This window comes from Rhizobium sp. Root708 (genome assembly GCF_001429725.1).
Taxonomy (GTDB): domain Bacteria; phylum Pseudomonadota; class Alphaproteobacteria; order Rhizobiales; family Rhizobiaceae; genus Rhizobium.
Genome location: NZ_LMHV01000043.1, coordinates 303,883 through 318,714, shown reverse-complemented (window position 1 = coordinate 318,714; position 14,832 = coordinate 303,883). Strand labels below are relative to the sequence as shown.

The 14,832-nt window shown below is 60.8% G+C and carries 17 protein-coding genes; 8 read left to right on the top strand and 9 right to left on the bottom strand.

Going from position 1 to position 14,832, the window contains the following annotated elements:
- Positions 1-39: 39 nt before the first annotated feature.
- The 5 genes from ASE04_RS25845 to coxB form a co-directional block, all read right to left on the bottom strand.
- Positions 40-645: a cytochrome c oxidase assembly protein gene (locus tag ASE04_RS25845; RefSeq protein WP_056824813.1), complete on the bottom strand. Its 606-nt coding sequence runs from the start codon at positions 643-645 to the stop codon at positions 40-42.
- Between the two features lies 1 nt (position 646).
- Complete coding sequence (locus ASE04_RS30845; RefSeq protein WP_056824809.1) at positions 647-787, bottom strand: hypothetical protein; 141 nt, start codon at positions 785-787, stop codon at positions 647-649.
- Positions 784-1,740 (bottom strand): heme o synthase, encoded by a 957-nt coding sequence (locus ASE04_RS25835; RefSeq protein WP_056824806.1) that lies wholly within the window; start codon positions 1,738-1,740, stop codon positions 784-786. The genes ASE04_RS30845 and ASE04_RS25835 overlap by 4 nt, the downstream gene beginning before the upstream one ends.
- Before the next feature lie 68 nt (positions 1,741-1,808).
- The gene (gene ctaD / locus ASE04_RS25830; protein WP_056824803.1) at positions 1,809-3,509 is read right to left on the bottom strand and encodes a cytochrome c oxidase subunit I; all 1,701 of its coding nucleotides are present in this window, start codon (positions 3,507-3,509) and stop codon (positions 1,809-1,811) included.
- Positions 3,510-3,528: 19 nt separating this feature from the next.
- Positions 3,529-4,422 (bottom strand): cytochrome c oxidase subunit II, encoded by an 894-nt coding sequence (coxB, locus tag ASE04_RS25825; protein ID WP_056824800.1) that lies wholly within the window; start codon positions 4,420-4,422, stop codon positions 3,529-3,531.
- Positions 4,423-4,758: 336 nt separating this feature from the next.
- Between coxB and ASE04_RS25820 the strand changes: the two genes are divergently transcribed.
- From ASE04_RS25820 to ASE04_RS25810, 3 genes are all read left to right on the top strand, one after another.
- On the top strand, positions 4,759-5,343 hold the full coding sequence (locus ASE04_RS25820; protein ID WP_056824795.1) for an invasion associated locus B family protein: 585 nt from the start codon (positions 4,759-4,761) through the stop codon (positions 5,341-5,343).
- Between the two features lie 96 nt (positions 5,344-5,439).
- Positions 5,440-6,855 (top strand): metalloprotease TldD, encoded by a 1,416-nt coding sequence (gene tldD, locus ASE04_RS25815; protein WP_056824794.1) that lies wholly within the window; start codon positions 5,440-5,442, stop codon positions 6,853-6,855.
- Between the two features lie 13 nt (positions 6,856-6,868).
- Entirely contained in the window at positions 6,869-7,366 is a 498-nt protein-coding gene (locus tag ASE04_RS25810; protein ID WP_056824791.1) for a GNAT family N-acetyltransferase, read from the top strand.
- Here the strand turns inward: ASE04_RS25810 and ASE04_RS25805 are convergent.
- Together ASE04_RS25805 and ASE04_RS25800 are read right to left on the bottom strand one after the other, a co-directional pair.
- The gene (locus ASE04_RS25805; RefSeq protein WP_056824789.1) at positions 7,339-7,671 is read right to left on the bottom strand and encodes a hypothetical protein; all 333 of its coding nucleotides are present in this window, start codon (positions 7,669-7,671) and stop codon (positions 7,339-7,341) included. The two genes, ASE04_RS25810 and ASE04_RS25805, sit on opposite strands and share 28 nt — an antisense overlap.
- A gap of 56 nt (positions 7,672-7,727) precedes the next feature.
- Positions 7,728-9,071 carry a D-alanyl-D-alanine carboxypeptidase family protein gene (locus tag ASE04_RS25800; protein WP_056824787.1) on the bottom strand — a complete coding sequence of 448 codons (1,344 nt, stop codon included), beginning with the start codon at positions 9,069-9,071 and terminating at the stop codon, positions 7,728-7,730.
- Positions 9,072-9,300: 229 nt separating this feature from the next.
- On the opposite strand from ASE04_RS25800, the gene ASE04_RS25795 reads away from it, so the two are divergent.
- The gene (locus tag ASE04_RS25795; RefSeq protein WP_056824785.1) at positions 9,301-10,347 is read left to right on the top strand and encodes a polysaccharide deacetylase family protein; all 1,047 of its coding nucleotides are present in this window, start codon (positions 9,301-9,303) and stop codon (positions 10,345-10,347) included.
- 17 nt (positions 10,348-10,364) lie between these two features.
- Here ASE04_RS25795 and pdxH read toward each other — a convergent pair whose 3' ends face one another.
- The gene (pdxH, locus tag ASE04_RS25790) at positions 10,365-10,985 is read right to left on the bottom strand and encodes a pyridoxamine 5'-phosphate oxidase (RefSeq protein WP_056824782.1); all 621 of its coding nucleotides are present in this window, start codon (positions 10,983-10,985) and stop codon (positions 10,365-10,367) included.
- 66 nt (positions 10,986-11,051) lie between these two features.
- Here pdxH and ASE04_RS25785 point away from each other — a divergent pair, with 66 nt between their 5' ends.
- The 4 genes from ASE04_RS25785 to ASE04_RS25770 all read left to right on the top strand — a co-directional run bounded on the left by ASE04_RS25785 (position 11,052) and on the right by ASE04_RS25770 (position 14,520).
- The gene (locus ASE04_RS25785) at positions 11,052-11,510 is read left to right on the top strand and encodes an RT0821/Lpp0805 family surface protein (RefSeq protein ID WP_056824779.1); all 459 of its coding nucleotides are present in this window, start codon (positions 11,052-11,054) and stop codon (positions 11,508-11,510) included.
- Positions 11,511-11,758: 248 nt separating this feature from the next.
- Positions 11,759-12,907: a DnaJ C-terminal domain-containing protein gene (locus ASE04_RS25780; protein WP_056824777.1), complete on the top strand. Its 1,149-nt coding sequence runs from the start codon at positions 11,759-11,761 to the stop codon at positions 12,905-12,907.
- Between the two features lie 122 nt (positions 12,908-13,029).
- Positions 13,030-13,848 (top strand): enoyl-ACP reductase FabI, encoded by an 819-nt coding sequence (gene fabI / locus ASE04_RS25775; RefSeq protein WP_056824773.1) that lies wholly within the window; start codon positions 13,030-13,032, stop codon positions 13,846-13,848.
- An 81-nt stretch (positions 13,849-13,929) separates the two neighbouring features.
- On the top strand, positions 13,930-14,520 hold the full coding sequence (locus ASE04_RS25770) for a histidine phosphatase family protein (RefSeq protein WP_056824770.1): 591 nt from the start codon (positions 13,930-13,932) through the stop codon (positions 14,518-14,520).
- A 7-nt stretch (positions 14,521-14,527) separates the two neighbouring features.
- On the opposite strand, the gene ASE04_RS25765 is transcribed toward ASE04_RS25770, so the two are convergent.
- The gene (locus tag ASE04_RS25765) at positions 14,528-14,788 is read right to left on the bottom strand and encodes a DUF1344 domain-containing protein (RefSeq protein WP_056824765.1); all 261 of its coding nucleotides are present in this window, start codon (positions 14,786-14,788) and stop codon (positions 14,528-14,530) included.
- Between the last annotated feature and the right edge of the window lie 44 nt (positions 14,789-14,832).

The window sequence follows — 14,832 nt, the reverse complement described above, 5'->3', positions numbered from 1 at the left end:
TTCCTCTCCGCTCCGGCTTAGCCGGAAACGAACCCTCAATCAAAGTTTCTTTTCAAGCTTTCCCGCACCACCCTCGTTCAAGGCCACCGGCTTCGGGCCTTCCTTCGGGTAGAAGGTATAGGACAAGGTAACCGTGTGAATGTCCTTCGATTCAACGGCCTTGGTAATATCTGGATCAATGTAGAACACGACCGGCATCTCGAGCTTCTCGCCCGGCTTCAGCACGGTCTCGTTGAAGCAGAAGCACTGCACCTTGTTGAAATAGGCGCCGGCTTCGCCAGGCGTCACATTGAACACAGCCTGGCCGCGCTGCGGCTCGTTCGACTTGTTCACCGCGACGAAATTCACCTGGATGGTCTCGCCGATGCGCGGATTGACCTCGCGTTCGACCGGCTTGAACTCCCATTCGAGACCGGGCGCGACATTGGCGTCGAAGGTGACGCGCATCTTGCGGTCGAGAACGACTGTCGATGCCTGTTCGACGCGCTGCGTCGTGCCGTTATAGCCGGTGAGCTGACAGAACATTCGATAGAGCGGCACGGCGGCATAGCTCGCAGCACCCATGCCGACGACAAAGGACAGGCACATGAAAACCACGGCGCCATTGTTGCGCGGCTTTTCAGGTGTGCTCGGCATCCCGCTCATCTCACATGTGCCCCGACGTGAACTTGACGATCGTAATTGCGTAGAAAAGGATCACCAGCCCGGCGAGAACCAGACCAAGAGCAACGTTTCGGTTGCGCCGCGATTTACGCTGCGCGTCCGTGAGCTTCACCGTATCTATCAAAGCAGACCTCCCGTATGCGATACCAGCACGGCAGCGAGCCGATCGAACATCAGGGCGGAGAAGACAGCGAACAGATAGAAGATCGAATAGGCAAAGAGCTTCTTGGCCGGAACCATCTTCTCATCGCCGTCGGGCATCCGCCAGACGGCGATGGAACAGTAGACGAAGATCGCGCCAAGGGCCGCGGCAACGAGACCATAGCCGATGCTTGCGAAACCAAGGGCGGAAGGCAGAACGCCACAGATCGCCGTCAGCACCGCATAAAGAACGATCTGGTGCTTCGTCGTGCGCTCACCCGATACGTTCGGCAGCATCGGAACGCCGACGGCCTCGTAATCGCCCATCTTGAAGAGAGCGAGCGCCCAGAAGTGCGCCGGCGTCCACAGGAAGATGATCATGAACAGAACGACGCTCTCGATCGTCACCGTACCTGTCACGCAGGCCCAGCCGATCATCGGAGGAAAGGCGCCGGCGGCACCGCCGATGACGATGTTCTGCGGCGTCGAGCGCTTCAGCCACATCGTATAGACGACGGCGTAGAAGAAGATCGTGAAGGCCAGGATCGAGGCTGCGAGCCAATTGACGGCGAGCCCGAGGATGGTGACCGAGAAACAGGAAAGAACCAGGCCGAAGGCGAGCGCCTCGTTGGGCATGATATTGCCAGCCGGGATCGGACGCTTGGCGGTCCGCGTCATGATGGCATCGATATCGGCATCGTACCACATGTTGAGCGCGCCCGAGGCGCCTGCTCCGACCGCGATGCAGAGAATGGCAATCAGGCCGATGACCGGGTTGATGTGGCCTGGCGCCACGACCAGACCCGCGAATGCGGTGAAGACCACAAGCGACATCACGCGTGGCTTCAGAAGCTCGAAATAATCGCGTGCGCTTGCTTCCGACAGGCGAAATTCGCCGTCATGTGCAAGAGTTTTGCGATTGCCGATTACTGTCATTATCTCGTCCTGCAAACTTGAAGGCGATCGCCGCACTCTAACATGCGGCGATCGCAATTGCTCGCACCTTACTTGATGCGCGGGAGCTGTTCCCACTGGTGGTATGGCGGCGGCGAAGACAGCTGCCATTCCAGCGTCGTTGCACCTTCACCCCAGGGATTGTCGCCAGCGACGCGCTTCTTGGCGAAGGCTTCGAAGACACCGACGAGGAAGATCAGAACCGCGAAGGCCGAGATATACGAGCCGATGGAGGAAACGTAGTTCCAGCCGGCAAATGCATCCGGATAGTCGATGTAGCGGCGCGGCATGCCGGCGAGGCCGAGGAAGTGCTGCGGGAAGAACACCAGGTTGACGCCGATGAACATGACCCAGAAGTGCGCCTTGCCGAGGAACTCGTTGTACATGTAGCCGGTCATCTTCGGGAACCAGTAGTACCAGGCAGCGAAGATGGCGAAGACGGCGCCGAGCGACAGAACGTAGTGGAAGTGAGCCACGACGTAGTAGGTGTCATGCAGCGAACGGTCGAGGCCGGCGTTGGCGAGCTGGACGCCCGTAACACCACCGACGGTGAACAGGAAGATGAAGCCGATCGCCCAGACCATCGGCGTGCGGAAGGTGATCGAGCCACCCCACATCGTCGCGATCCAGGAGAAGATCTTCACGCCCGTCGGAACGGCGATGACCATCGTTGCGAAGACGAAGTAGCGCTGCGCATCGAGCGACAGGCCGACCGTGTACATGTGGTGTGCCCAGACGACGAAGCCGACGGCACCGATCGCGACCATGGCGTAGGCCATGCCGAGGTAGCCGAAAACCGGCTTCTTCGAGAAGGTCGAGATGATGTGGCTGACGATGCCGAAGCCGGGCAGGATCAGGATGTAGACTTCCGGGTGACCGAAGAACCAGAACAGGTGCTGGTAGAGGATCGGGTCGCCGCCGCCTTCCGGTACGAAGAAGGACGTACCGAAGTTGCGGTCGGTCAGCATCATGGTGATGGCGCCGGCCAGAACCGGAAGCGACAGCAGGAGCAGGAAGGCGGTGATCAAGACCGACCAGGCAAACAGCGGCATCTTGTGCAGCGTCATGCCCGGAGCGCGCATGTTCAGGATCGTGGTGATGAAATTGATCGCACCGAGGATCGAGGACGCACCTGCAATGTGGAGCGCGAAGATCGCAAGGTCGACAGCCGGACCGGGCGTACCGGAGCTCGACAGCGGCGGATACATCGTCCAGCCGCCACCTGCGCCGTAAGCGCCGGCAGGACCTTCGACGAACATCGACATGATGAGCAAAAGGAAAGCCGGAACGATCAGCCAGAAGGAGATGTTGTTCAGACGCGGGAACGCCATGTCAGGCGCACCGATCATGATCGGCACCATCCAGTTGGCGAAGCCACCGATCATCGCCGGCATGACCATGAAGAAGATCATGATCAGCGCGTGCGCCGTGGTGAACATGTTGAACATCTGCTTGGCGCCATCGATGGCGGCATCGCCTTCATAGCCGTAAACCATGGCTGCCAGACCGTGGAAGATCTGGATACCCGGCTCCTGCAGCTCCATGCGCATGGCAACGGAGAGCGCGCCGCCGATGATGCCGGCGATGATCGCGAAGATCAGGTAGAGCGTGCCGATGTCCTTGTGGTTCGTCGAAAAGAACCAGCGATTGATGAAGCTCGGCTTGTGCGAGTGGTCATGGTGATGATCATCATGGGCGTGTGCGCCGTGATCGTGATCATGCGAATGATCGTGTGCGGAAGGTCCAGCCATAGTCCCGTTCCCTCTTCCCTTACTGTGCGACGTTTTCGGCAACATCGGTGGTCTTTGCAGGACCATCGGTTGCAGCCATGAGTGCCTTGTAGGCTCCGGGCAGATCAGCGGCGGCCGCTGTCAGCCACTGCTTGTACTTGTCCTCGGAGACGACGCGGATGGCGATCGGCATGAACGCATGATCCTTGCCGCAGAGTTCGGAACACTGGCCGTAGAAGAGCCCCTCACGCTCAGCACGGAACCAGGTCTCGTTCAGACGACCCGGTACAGCGTCGATCTTCACGCCGAAGGACGGCATGGCGAATGCGTGGATAACGTCGGTCGGAGCCGCGGTCACGAGGACGCGGACCGTCTTGTTAACAGGCAGAACCAATTCGTTGTCGACAGTCAGGAGGCGCGGATAGATCGCCTTGTCTTCCTTGCCGGCGGCTGCGCGATCGGCATCCTTGAGCAGGAACGAATCGAACGCGAGTGGGTTTTCGCCCGAGCCTTCATATTCGTAATTCCACTGCCACTGCGTCGCGGTCGCCTTGATCGTGACGTCAGGATTCTCGGGCAGCGTCAGCTGCGCCGTCAGCAGGTTGAACGACGGCACGGCGAGGAAGAGAAGCACCAGAACCGGTCCCACGGTCCAGGCGATCTCGATCAGCGTGTTGTGGCTCGTCTTGGAAGGCACCGGGTTTGCGCCGGCGCGGAACTTGAGACAGACGACGATCAGAAGAACCAGTACGAAGAGCGTGATCGGAACGATAAACCACAGGGTATATTGTTCGAACCAATGAATGTCCCGCATGATCGGCGTGGCTGCCGGCTGCAACGTCGCCTGCCACGGCATCGGCTGGTCGGCATAACTGCCGGAAGCAAAAAGCAGACAGACCAGCGCGGTCAGAGCTGCATAAGCCTTCTTAATCACGTTAAAATCTCCCTCGAGCGCTGATCTGCGTAAAATGCGCGCAGAATCCTTGCCATCTCTGCGCTTCAAACCACAGTTTGGCATCCGCCGCAACAGGCCAAAGCATTTGTCTATGCGGCATTTTTGCTTGAAGATGCCTCCCTCAAGCGCAACGAAACATTCGCTGTTTTAATGCTGCACTGCGAAGAGGTAGAGCTTGGACTGGCTGAAGGAAACAACATTCCGGGCCAAACGTCCCATTTCCGCCGCAGTCCCCGGCTTTTCAGCCAGCGGGGCTTTTCATTTCGAGCGACGGGCCCCAACTTAACGCCACTGATTCGAACTGCAGAGGTTTTCATGGGTTTCCGTTCCCTCGCACGGCCATTCTTGCTGACGGCGTGCATTGCGGCCGCGACGACTGCTCCCGCATTTGCGCAGCAGCCCGCGCCGGCGCAGCCTTCGCCAACACCTCCGGCATCGCAGGCGACACCGGGACAGACGCAGCCACAGGCTCCGGGCAACGTCAGATCGAACCATGGCGCTTGGTCCGTGGTGTGCGACAAGCCGGCGGGCGCATCGGCCGAGCAATGCGCGCTCATGCAGAACGTCATCGCCGAAGACCGTCCGGAAGTCGGCTTGTCGGTCGTCGTCCTGAAGACGGCTGACCGCAAATCCAAGATTCTTCGCGTTCTCGCCCCGCTCGGCGTGCTGCTGCCGAACGGCCTCGGCCTCAATGTCGACGGCAAGGATATCGGCCGCGCCTACTTCGTGCGCTGCTTCGCCGACGGCTGCTACGCGGAAGTCGTTCTTGAAGACGAACTGCTGAAGACCTTCCGCAGCGGCGCCAGTGCGACCTTCATCGTCTTCCAGACGCCCGAGGAAGGCATCGGCATCCCCGTCGACCTCAAGGGCTTTGCCGAAGGCTACGACGCCCTCCCTTGATCCTGGGCCTGATCTCTCGACTTTCGGGGCTTGCTCGAACCGTCCACGGGACCTACATCGGCTGAAAGCATTCCTGCTTTAGCGGAGCATAAAGACATGAATACCGATCTCCTCACGCTTTTCGATGCCGACGAAGCGAAAGTACGCTCGCTCGTTGCCGAGGCGCTTTCGGGCGCCGATGACGGGGAGCTCTACATCGAACATTCCCAGGCGGAATCGCTGATGTTCGATAACGGACGCCTGAAGGGCGGCAGCTTCAATACCGAACAGGGATTCGGTCTGCGCGCCGTCGCCGGTGATGCGGTTGGCTACGCCCATGCGGGCGATCTCTCCGTTGCAGCACTCAAGCGCGCCGCTGACGCCGTCGGCGCGGTGACCCGCGGCTACGCCGGAAGCTATGCCGCCGCGCCGCAAGGTACCAACAAGAAGTTCTACGGCGACGACAACCCGATCGGCTCTCCGACGTTCGAGCACAAGGCCAAGGTGCTGCAGGATATCGACGCCTATCTGCGCGGCAAGGACGACAAGGTTCGTCAGGTCACCGCGTCGGTGGCGGCAAGCTGGCAGGTCGTGGACATCCTGCGGGCCGATGGGCACCGCGTTCGCGACATCCGCCCGATGACGCGCATCAACATTTCCGTCGTCGTCGGTGAAGGCGATCGGCAGGAATCGGGCTCCTACGGCAGCGGTGGTCGCATCGGCTTCGGCGATTTCATTAGCGAAGGCAGCTGGCAGCACGGCGCCGACGAGGCGCTGCGGCAGGCACTGGTCAATCTTGAAGCGATCGACGCGCCGGCCGGCACGATGGACGTCGTTCTCGGCGCCGGCTGGCCTGGTGTCATGCTGCACGAAGCCGTCGGCCACGGTCTGGAAGGCGACTTCAACCGCAAGAAAACATCGGCATTCGCCGGACTGCTTGGACAGATGGTGGCCGCACCAGGCGTCACCGTCGTCGATGACGGCACGATAGACAACCGTCGCGGCTCGATCACCATCGACGACGAGGGCACGCCTTCCGCCTACAACGTGTTGATCGAAAAGGGCAAGCTGGTCGGCTACATGCAGGACCGTCAGAACGCGCGCCTGATGGGCATGGCACCGACGGGCAACGGACGTCGGCAGGGCTACGCGCATGTGCCGATGCCGCGCATGACCAACACCTATATGCTCGGTGGTGACAAGACGCCGGAGGAGATCATCTCCTCGGTCAAGAAGGGTATCTACGCCGTCTCGTTCGGCGGCGGCCAGGTCGACATCACATCCGGCAAGTTCGTGTTCGGCTGCACCGAGGCCTATCTGATCGAAAACGGCAAGATCGGTGCGCCGATCAAGGGCGCCATGCTGATCGGCAATGGCCCGGAGGCCATGAAGCGCGTCTCGATGGTCGGCAACGACATGAAGCTCGACACCGGCATCGGCAACTGCGGCAAGGCGGGCCAGTGGGTTCCGGTCGGCGTCGGCCAGCCGCACCTCAGAATGGACCAGGTGACCGTCGGCGGGACGCAGGCGTAAAGCGACAATAACGATGAACGAGATCACCGTCCGAGCCTACCAGCCCGCTGACAGGGACGGCGTGATCTCGGTGATCCTGCCGATCCAGCAGGAGGAATTCGGGATTTCCATCAGCGCGGCCGATCAGCCGGACCTTGCGGCGATCCCCGATTTCTATCAATCCGGCAAGGGGCAGTTCTGGGTTGCGCTGTGTGAGGGCGAGATCGTCGGCACGCTCGGCCTGAAGGACATCGGCGACGGACAGGCGGCGCTCCGCAAGATGTTTGTCGCCGCCGGCGTTCGCGGGCGAGAGTATGGCGTTGCGGCCGCGCTTCTCTCCGCTCTTGTCTTGCACGCGACGGCGCAGGGACTTCGGGAAATCTATCTCGGAACGACCGACAAGTTTCTGGCCGCGCACCGCTTCTATGAGAAGAACGGGTTCTCCGAAGTCCGGAAGGACACCCTCCCCTCGGCCTTTCCCGTCATGGCCGTCGACAGCAAGTTCTATCGTCGCACGCTTTCGGCATCCTGATCGTCATCGGGCGAGAATAGCCATTTCCGTTTGACCGCGGCGGCAAGATCGAGCCCGTTCTGATGCGCAAACAGCAGGATATGGCCGAGCACATCGGCGGTTTCATCGGCAAGATCACGCGACAGTTCCTCGTCTGATCGCCCCTTGCGCCGGCCGCGACCACGAATGCGGTTCCAGGCCTGGGTAAGCTCCCCCATCTCTTCCTGCAGCTTCAGAAGAAACCAGTCGGGATCGCGCTCTATGCCGTTCGCCCGCGCATAGGCGCGGGACGCATCCTCGAATTTGTCGGAAAGTTCATGCAGCATTTCGTTCTCCTTTCGTACTCAGGAGAACGACGATTCCCGCGGTATGTCCAGTCCGATCAGCCGTGATCAGGCAGAAGCATGCAATCGTAGGAGCGCTGCCTCAGGGCATCGCAAGCGGATGTCGCGGCCTCGCGGGTCTGGAAGCCGACGAAGCGTGCGCGGTAAATCTTGTTGGCGCCCTTGCCGACGGCCTCTGTGTAGGGATTGGCAGACTTCAGCGCAGCGCCACCTTCTGACTTGGCCTGGGCGAGCAGCGCGCGGGCGGCCTCGTCGCTTGGGGCGGCCGAAATCTGGATCTGCCAGTCGCCGGTCGAGGCAACCGCGCCGAGCGATTTCGCCGCCGGCGCGAGCTTGGCTGATGTGGTGAGCTTGGCTGCGGGTGTCACGGCGTCCAGCGCCGACGGACGCTCCTGAGGCACGGTATCGCCGAGATAGCCGAGCGCCTGGGGCGAAAGTTCGCTGCGGGCGATATCTGGTGCGTTGGGAGCCACATCCGCGACGCGAGGCGCCGAAGCGGGGATCGGCAGGTCTCTGTCGTCGGCAGCGGACGCGACTTCGACCGGCGGGCGGCCGTTGACGCTGGCGACGAGCTTCGCGCCCCCCGACGAGGACGCGCGACCGAGATACTTATCGAGGAGCCCGGCCATCTTGTCGTCGCGGCTCCGGGCCGTGCGGCCACCGAGCACGACGCCGACGACACGGCGGTTGCCATCCTTCACGGCGCTGACGAGATTGAAGCCGGACGCATTGGTATAGCCGGTCTTGATGCCGTCCATGCCCTGATAGCGGTACATCAGATTGTTATGGCCGCGAATGGTGCGTCCGCGGAAATTGAAGCTCGCCGTCGAAAACATCCGGTACTCGGACGGATAGTTCCTCATCAGCGCAATCGCGAGCGTGGACATGTCACGTGCCGTCGTCACCTGGCGGGCATCCGGCAGGCCGGAGGCGTTGTAAAAGGTGGTCCGGCTCATGCCGAGCTGGCGTGCCCTTTGCGTCATCAGGCGGGCAAAATTGCTTTCCGAGCCGCCGAGCTTCTCGCCCATTGCGGCAGCGGCGTCATTGGCCGATTTGGTGATCATGCCGAGGACAGCCTCACGAACCGTGATGGTTTCACCGGCGCGCACGCCAAGCTTGGTCGGCGGACGGGAGGCCGCGTATTTCGACATCACGATCGGCGTGTTCCAGCTCATCTTGCCGCGATTGACCGCCTCGAAGGCCATGTAGATGGTCATCATCTTCGTCAGCGATGCCGGATGGTTCAGCACGTCGGCGTTCTCGGCCGTCAGCACCTTGCCGGTTCTTGCATCGAGGATCAGGGAGGCGCTGCCCGCCATCGCCGTCAAAGGCGCCGCAACGACGAGCGTCGCGGTCATAAACGCGGCTAACAGCTTTCTCATGCACTTCCCCTCAAAGAACGAATGACCCAGTCATTCCGTATTGTCCCGTTCCGCTACAGAAGCCGCAAATGTGGCGCGACTTTGCGGCAACTGATACCATTTTTGTCAAGTTTTATCCTTCATAGTGAAAAAACCGTAAATCATCGATCCGAAATCTGGTCGTTCAGCAAGACTTAACCCTCGATTGGCTAACGTCGCCGCCCAACGAAACCGAGAGCCGGGTGACAGGATGGCAAACGCCAAAGCGCTTGCGAAACGAATCGCCATTGCGGGCGGCCTTGAAGCCGCTAACCTGCTCCGCGCGACCGGCCTGATGCGCAAGGCGCGCGGGCGCGGCGCGATCTTCACGCTGCATCACGTCCGCCCTCGCGACGAACACCCGTTCGAACCGAACGCGCATCTGGAGATCACGCCGCAGTTTCTCGATACCGTTCTGACACGGTTGAAACGGGATGGCTATCGGTTCGTGCCGCTGGCCGATGTGCCGGCGCTGCTATCCGAAAACGATCCGAAGGGCGCACCATTCGCGGCGTTCACGCTCGACGACGGTTATCGCAACAATCTCGTTTACGCCTTGCCGATCTTCGAACGCCACGAAGCGCCGTTCACCGTTTTCGTCGCCAAAGGGCTAGCAGAACGGACCCACACCATCTGGTGGGAAACGCTGGCAAGGCTTTTGCGCAAGGAGGAGCGGCTGAGCTTCGATTTCGGTCGCGGCCATGAGACGATCGACCTCGAAACGCCGCTCGCAAAGAGCCGCGCCTTCGCGCGATTTGCGTCCTATCTTCATGGCACCGACGAGACCGAAGCCGTCGAAGCGATCGACGCCGCCGCCCGCGCGCATGAACTCGATCCGACCGACATCGTCGACGATCTCGTCATGAGCCCTTCGGAATTCAATCTGCTGGAGGCAAGCCCGCTTGCATCGCTGGGCGCGCATACCGTCAGCCATCGCGCCATGGCTCGCCTATCGGACCGCGACGCCTTCGATGAGATGCGGGCGTCGGCCGATTATGTCGAGGCGATCACCGGGAAACAACCGCAGAGCTTCGCCTATCCCTACGGTACGCGCGAAGCGGTCACCAGACGGCAGGCGGAGATCGCCCGCGACCTTGGTTTCTCGCTAGCCGTCACCACACAGCCGGGAGTGGTCACGCAGCGGTCGCTGGAAGCCGTGACCTACCTGCCAAGGTTGTCGCTCAACGGCCTCTACCAGAAGCCGCGCTATGTCTCCGGCCTGGCGTCAGGGATCCCGCTGATGCTGATGCGGACCTGACGCAGCATCCGGTGACCTCAGGGGTACATCCGCACTTTCCCCCAATCGCCATCAGGCGACGTCCGGCGGAACTCGACGCGATCGTGCAGGCGAAACTTCTGATCCTTCCAGAACTCGATCGAGACCGGGCGGATCCGGAAGCCCGACCAGTGGGCCGGACGGGGTATCTCACCGACGGCATAGCGCGCCGTGTATTCGGCCACGGCCTTCTCCAGCGCGAATCGGCTTTCCAGCGGGCGGGACTGTTTTGACGCCCAGGCGCCGATACGGCTGCCGCGGGCACGCGTCTTGTAGTAGGCGTCGGCTTCCTCGTCACTGACGATTTCCACAGGCCCGCGCAGGCGAACCTGCCTGCGCAGCGTCTTCCAGTGGAAACACATGGCAGCTTTTTTCTGCCCCAAGATTTCGCGACCTTTCTGGCTCTCGAAATTCGTGTAGAAGACAAAACCGTCTTGATCGAATCCCTTAAGGAGAACCATGCGGACATTGGGAAGGCCGTCCTCGTCGACCGTCGCAAGCGCTACCGCATTGGGGTCATTGACCTCGGACGCCTCGGCTTCCTTCAGCCAATCGGCGAAAAGATCGAACGGCTCGTTTCGCTCCGTGAAGTCACCGCTTATTAACTCATTTGCCGACATATTAACTCAAATTCCCCGGGTTTATTCGAAATTTGCCCAGCTCTACGCATCTGGACAGGACACAGGGTGGAAGTCATAGCAAAGTCAGATCGTCATACAAAGGGTCTGCTGCGTCAATGCGCGGCCTTCTGCATTGTCGGTCTGGCGATGCTCTCTCTGCCCGGCTGCATGGCCGGCGGACTGGACATGTTCAGCAGCTCCAAGGTCGATCGATCGGTCGCGACGGGCACCGTTGCGCAGCCCTCGCCCACGAGCGATTCCCTTTCGGACGAGATGACAGTCGGCAACGCCGTCACCTCCGCCGACATCCAGAAGCTTGAGGGGCGCCCGCTTCCCTGGGCGAACGCATCCACCGGCAGCGCCGGGGTCATCGACACGATCGTCGAGAACAGCGATTCCGGACAGGTCTGCCGGCAATTTCGCACGACACGCCATTCCTATGTCGGGATCGCCAATTTCTACGGCAGGACATGCCTCGTCGGCGGCGGCAACTGGCAGCTGCTGAGCTTCCAGCCGGAAAGCTGATTGCTGCCGTTTCCCGGGAGCGCGGGGCGATATTGTTCAAGATTTAGCAAAAGGCTAACCATTCGGCGCGAAACCGCTGAATGAACAAGCGCGAAATAAGGACTGATTAGCAACTTTACCGGACGATCCAACCATCAAATGCGCTCATCCCGGCTGGGAAAACCGGGGCGGGCGCACCAGATGAGTTGTGGGCTTGCGAGCGTGCGGACAGAGGACGGCACGCCGCATCGGATACCGGCGGTTGAAACATGCGCGATCCTTATAAGATCTTGGGCGTCAAGCGAGACGCGGGGCAGGATGAGATCAAATCGGCTTGGCGCAATATGGCCAAGGCCGTGCACCCTGATCACAATCAGGGGGACCCGACGGCAAGCGCCCGCTTCGCCGAGGTCGGTCGCGCCTATGAAACGCTCAAGGATCCAAAGAAGCGCAGCCTTTTCGACAACGCTGCCCGGATGGCCGAGGCCAAGAGCAAAGAAAACACCATCATGCAGCAGCGGCAGGCCGCTCGCGAAGCCGCCGTACGCGCCAAGGCAGCGCAGGAAAACGCGGAACGCGTGATGGAAGAGCTTGCCCGCGCCGCAGCGCAGAAGGCAGCCGCGGACACCGCCAAACAGCAGCAGACCGGTGCTGCCGAGCCCGCTGAAGAAATGATCGAGCGGATTTTCGGTGCACAGGCACGCGCCGCAGGTGGCGGAAGCCGCACCGCTTACGCCGCCTCCTCGAAGAGGGCCGAGACGGAGCCTGGCGCGGACAAGCAACCAGATCCCGCCAAGACCGACACCGAAACGACGGCGGAGGACGCGGCAACCGCCTCCATCCTGCAGCCGCTCAGCCTTCTGACGTCGCTCGTTCGCCGCTTTACCGGCACCGCGACACCCGCGCCTGAAAAAGTGCCCGACCTGATCGCGACGGCGACTGTGACCGTCGACGATATCCTCAAGGGCAGTTGGACTCTTGTCGATCTCGGCGAAGGCCGGGAAGTCGGCTTTGCGTTGGCAGCTGGCACAACCGAGGGCCATCAGGTGCGGTTGAAGGGCCAGGGGCACAAGCTCACGGGCATGCAGCGCGGCGACGCGCTGGTCAATGTCCACATCGCGCCCGATGCACGCTTCAAGGTTGACGGGTTCGATCTTCACGCCGTTCTGCCGGTCACGATCGAGAATGCGGTTCTCGGGACCGATGCCGAGATCGAGGGGCCGAACGGCCCGATCAAGATCACGGTTCCCGCATGGTCCGGCTCGGACAAGACCATCCGTCTCGCCGGTCAGGGACTGGCCGATGGCGCCGGTGGACGGGGTGACCTAGTGGTCGAACTGCGAATAATCCTGTGGGAAAAGCCGGACGATAAGGTTACCGATCTGATGCGAAGCATGAAGAACGGGCTGTTTTTGTGAAATTTTGGTGACAAGAGCACCCTTTGTTACGATCCCTAACAGTTGATGATTGCTGCCAATCTTGAACCGATTAGCAGCCTATGCCATAGGCAGGACCGATCAATTTACTTAGGGGGCGAAATATGGCTCAGGCATCAGGCCTCATGTCAGGCAAACGCGGCGTCATCATGGGCGTTGCCAACAATCGTTCGATTGCGTGGGGTATTGCCAAAGCTATTCATGCGCACGGTGGTGAAGTTGCCTTTACGTATCAGGGCGATGCACTCAAGAAGCGCGTCGAGCCGCTGGCTGCGGAACTCGGCGGAATCCTCGCAGGTCACTGTGATGTCGCCGACGAAGCATCGATCGACGCGGTTTTCGAGCACATCGAAAAGACCTGGGGCAAGATCGACTTCGTCGTCCACGCCATCGGCTTCTCCGACAAGGACGAGCTGACCGGCCGCTACGTCGATACCTCGGCTGACAACTTCGCCAAAACGATGCAGATTTCGGTCTATTCGCTGACGTCAGTTGCGCGTCGCGCGGAAAAGCTGATGACCGACGGCGGATCAATCCTGACGCTGACCTACTATGGCGCAGAAAAGGTCATGCCGAACTACAACGTCATGGGCGTTGCCAAGGCTGCACTCGAAGCGAGCGTGAAGTATCTTGCCGTCGACCTCGGACCGAAGAACATTCGCGTCAACGCGATTTCCGCCGGTCCGATCAAGACGCTTGCTGCTTCGGGCATCGGCGACTTCCGCTACATCCTCAAGTGGAACGAGTACAACGCGCCGCTGCGCCGTACCGTGACCATCGAGGAAGTCGGCGATGTCGGCCTTTACATGCTCTCGGATCTGTCGCGCTCCGTCACCGGCGAAGTGCACCATGCCGACAGCGGCTACCATGTCATCGGCATGAAGGCTGTGGACGCGCCTGATATTTCCGTCATAAAGGACTGATCGCAGTCTTCTGCTGCGTAGTGTTCGCGACCCCCGCTTTCGCGACAGCGAGCGGGGGTTGTGTGCTTAACGGAGCCACCATTGCTTATTTATGTCGTCAGACACGGCCAGACCGACTGGAACGCGGAACGCCGCCTGCAGGGGCAGAAGGATATCCCGCTGAACGCCATAGGTCGCGAGCAGGCGCGACAGAACGGTCTCAACCTGGCCGATATCCTGAAGGTCGAGGCGATCCCCTTCGATTTCATCGCAAGCCCGCTTGGACGCACCCGCGCGACCATGGAAATCATGCGCGACGCCATGGGGCTGCCGCCAAAAGACTACCGAACGGATGAGCGCCTCGTCGAAGTCTCCTTCGGCGATTGGGAAGGTTCCACAATCAAGGAACTGAAGGCGACTTCGCGGGAGCGCGTTGTCGAACGCAATCTCAACAAATGGGATTTCATTCCGCCCGGCGACGATGCGGAAAGCTACGAAATCATGTCCTGGCGGGTGGCGTCCTGGCTGAACGCGGTCGAGGTTCCGACCGTCTGCGTGACGCATGGGGGAGTGATCCGCAGCCTGTTCAGGACGATCGCGCACCGCCCCAAGGCCGAAGCCGCCGAAGGCGAAATTCCTCAGGACCGCGTCTTGAAGATCGACCGCGACAAGGGGCTGATCGACTGGATCTAGTCGGCCCTTACTGGACGATATCGAGGTCGTTGATGACGCGTTTTCCGTCGACTTCGGTGTAGAAGACGATAACCTTCACGCCGGCCTTCAGCCCGTCGAAGTTGAACTCCTCCGATGCCTGATAGGTCTTGCCGTCATCCAGCGTCAGGCTGAGATTGGTCATGTCGACATTCTTGATCGTCGCCTCGACATCGGCGCTCTCGGCAAAGCCATTGATAGGCGACAAAAAACTCGCTGTTGCCAAAAGCGTAGCTATCACGAAGCGCATGCGGGTATTCCTTCGAAGACACGACTCAAACATCCAATTGCGCA

What these genes read in the sequence shown, in the direction of transcription:
- ASE04_RS25795 (WP_056824785.1), top strand. Translation starts at nt 9,301, where the DNA reads ATGGCAAACGCCAAAGCGCTTGCGAAACGAATCGCCATTGCGGGCGGC.
- ASE04_RS25845 (WP_056824813.1), bottom strand. Translation starts at nt 645, where the DNA reads ATGAGCGGGATGCCGAGCACACCTGAAAAGCCGCGCAACAATGGCGCC.
- ASE04_RS25780 (WP_056824777.1), top strand. Translation starts at nt 11,759, where the DNA reads ATGCGCGATCCTTATAAGATCTTGGGCGTCAAGCGAGACGCGGGGCAG.
- ASE04_RS25805 (WP_056824789.1), bottom strand. Translation starts at nt 7,671, where the DNA reads ATGCTGCATGAACTTTCCGACAAATTCGAGGATGCGTCCCGCGCCTAT.
- fabI (WP_056824773.1), top strand. Translation starts at nt 13,030, where the DNA reads ATGGCTCAGGCATCAGGCCTCATGTCAGGCAAACGCGGCGTCATCATG.
- tldD (WP_056824794.1), top strand. Translation starts at nt 5,440, where the DNA reads ATGAATACCGATCTCCTCACGCTTTTCGATGCCGACGAAGCGAAAGTA.
- ASE04_RS25835 (WP_056824806.1), bottom strand. Translation starts at nt 1,740, where the DNA reads ATGACAGTAATCGGCAATCGCAAAACTCTTGCACATGACGGCGAATTT.
- ASE04_RS25765 (WP_056824765.1), bottom strand. Translation starts at nt 14,788, where the DNA reads ATGCGCTTCGTGATAGCTACGCTTTTGGCAACAGCGAGTTTTTTGTCG.
- ASE04_RS25820 (WP_056824795.1), top strand. Translation starts at nt 4,759, where the DNA reads ATGGGTTTCCGTTCCCTCGCACGGCCATTCTTGCTGACGGCGTGCATT.
- pdxH (WP_056824782.1), bottom strand. Translation starts at nt 10,985, where the DNA reads ATGTCGGCAAATGAGTTAATAAGCGGTGACTTCACGGAGCGAAACGAG.
- ASE04_RS25800 (WP_056824787.1), bottom strand. Translation starts at nt 9,071, where the DNA reads ATGAGAAAGCTGTTAGCCGCGTTTATGACCGCGACGCTCGTCGTTGCG.
- ASE04_RS25810 (WP_056824791.1), top strand. Translation starts at nt 6,869, where the DNA reads ATGAACGAGATCACCGTCCGAGCCTACCAGCCCGCTGACAGGGACGGC.
- ctaD (WP_056824803.1), bottom strand. Translation starts at nt 3,509, where the DNA reads ATGGCTGGACCTTCCGCACACGATCATTCGCATGATCACGATCACGGC.